The following is a 2,171-nucleotide window of genomic DNA, read 5'->3' as shown; positions in this document are numbered from 1 at the left end:
GAGCAATAATAAGGTTATGTTTTTCATCCTCGCTCAAATTTTTATTTTTCGTAACAATATTAGAAAGACAGCTTTCGTCAATTTTTATAAAATTGTGCCCCTGTTCAAATTTTACGCCAAAAACCTGCTTAACTTCAGTTGCCGGAGGAACGTAAGACGGATCAATCTGAATAACGCAGTAATTTCCGTTCTTTTTAGCCTTCAAAATTTCAAGAGCTTTGTCAGAAAAAGCTGGAGCAATAACGCCGTCAGAAACTTCTTTTTTAATCAAAAGAGCAGTAGCTTCGTCACATTCATCGCTCAAAGAAATAAAATCACCAAAAGAAGACATTCTGTCAGCACCACGGGCACGGGCATAAGCGCAAGCCAAAGGAGAAAGCTCAACACCGTCGGTAAAATAAATCTGCTTGAGAGTGTCGTTCAAAGGCTTGCCAATTGCAGCGCCAGCAGGAGAAACATGCTTAAAAGAAGTTGCGGCAGGAAGTCCGGTAGCGTCCTTCAATTCCTTAACAAGCTGCCAGCCATTCAAAGCGTCGAGCAAATTTATATAACCAGGTCTTCCGTTCAAAACAGCAATTGGAAGATCACCTTCATCAACAAAAACCCGGGCAGGTTTCTGGTTTGGATTGCATCCATATTTCAATTCAAGTTCTTTCATTCTTAAAAACTACCATAAAAAAATGTTCTATTCAATAAATCAAAAAATCACAAACCGCATCCTCTGTCATATCCGGCTCTTGCTATAAGTCCTCGCTTCGCTGCGGTCTTTCCGCAACGATCCGGGGTAAATTTTACCGTTTATTGTAAAAAAATCGTCTTGGCACTATAATTGTGCTTTATTTTTGCAAAGACTTCAAAGAGGTACATTTATGGGCGGAATTTTTGGCGTTGCTTCAAAAGACGACTGTTCGATGGATTTATTTTTCGGAACTGACTATCATTCACATTTAGGAACCCGCCGCGGCGGACTTGCAGTCTATCGCGAAGATGACAAATTTCAGCGTGCAATTCACAACATCCAGAATTCTCCGTTCAGAACAAAATTTGAAAACGACATTGAGGAGATGAAAGGCCGCATCGGAATCGGCTGTATTTCAGACTACGAGCCGCAGCCTCTTCTTGCCTGCTCTCACCTTGGACGTTTTGCGCTTACAACCGTTGGAATCGTTACAAATAAAGACGAACTTTCAAAAGAGCTTATCGAAAACGGCGGCGCTTTTCTTGAAATGTCCGGCGGAGAAATAAACCAGACAGAACTTATTCTTGCGCTTCTAAACACTCAAAAAACAATTCTCGAAGGAATTCAATACGTTCAGAAAAAAATAAAAGGCTCAATCACAATGCTTGTTGCCACTCCAGAAGGAATTTACGGCGCAAGAGACAAGATGGGCAGAACGCCGCTTCAAATCGGAATAAAAAAAGACGCAAAAGGCTCAATTCTTGCTCACTGCCTTTCTTTTGAAAACTTTGCATATATGAACCTCGGCTACGCTGACGAGCATGAGCTTGGACCTGCGGAAATCGTTTATGTAACAAGCGACCGCTACGAGATTCTGCAGAAGCCTCAAAAAGAAATGAAAATCTGCACGTTCCTATGGATTTACTATGGCTACCCTACAGCATGCTACGAGGGCGTGAACGTTGAGGCGATGAGATACAACTGCGGAAAATTCCTTGCAAAGCGCGACAAGGACGCGAACATTCACCCGGACTGCGCCGCCGGCGTTCCTGACTCCGGAACTGCCCACGCTGTAGGCTACGCGAACGAGGCCGGAATTCCTTTCACGCGGCCGTTCATAAAATACACTCCGACCTGGCCGCGCTCGTTTATGCCGACAAGCCAGGACCAGCGTAACTTAATCGCGCATATGAAGCTTATTCCGGTTCCTCAGCTTATAAAAGGAAAAAGCATTCTTCTGATTGACGACTCGATTGTGCGCGGAACCCAGCTCAGAGAGACAACGGACTTTCTGTATCAGTCCGGGGCAAAGGAAGTTCACGTGCGCCCTGCCTGTCCTCCTATTATGTTCGGCTGCAAATATCTTAATTTTAGCCGCTCAAAAAGCGAGATGGACTTGATTGCGCGCCGCGTCGTGAAGAAATTCGAGGGAAACAATCCAAGCGAAGAAGTTCTTGCAAAATACTGCGACCCGGACACGCCTGAATACGCT

1 protein-coding gene and 1 pseudogene are annotated in these 2,171 nt (G+C 44.4%); one reads left to right on the top strand and one right to left on the bottom strand.

Annotated features, from left to right (window positions below; translation table 11 throughout):
- Positions 1 to 658: pseudogene (locus tag B3Y13_RS04255) on the bottom strand (phosphoribosylaminoimidazolecarboxamide formyltransferase); the annotation flags it as partial.
- Between the two features lie 211 nt (positions 659 to 869).
- On the opposite strand from B3Y13_RS04255, the gene B3Y13_RS04250 reads away from it, so the two are divergent.
- On the top strand, positions 870 to 2,171 hold a 1,302-nt coding region (locus tag B3Y13_RS04250; protein ID WP_296692855.1), incomplete at its 3' end, for a phosphoribosyltransferase family protein.

Source organism: Treponema sp. UBA7567, from assembly GCF_002476655.1.
GTDB lineage: Bacteria > Spirochaetota > Spirochaetia > Treponematales > Treponemataceae > Treponema_D.
Note: the sequence above shows the minus strand (reverse complement) of the source record. Positions and strands in the feature narration are given on the sequence as shown.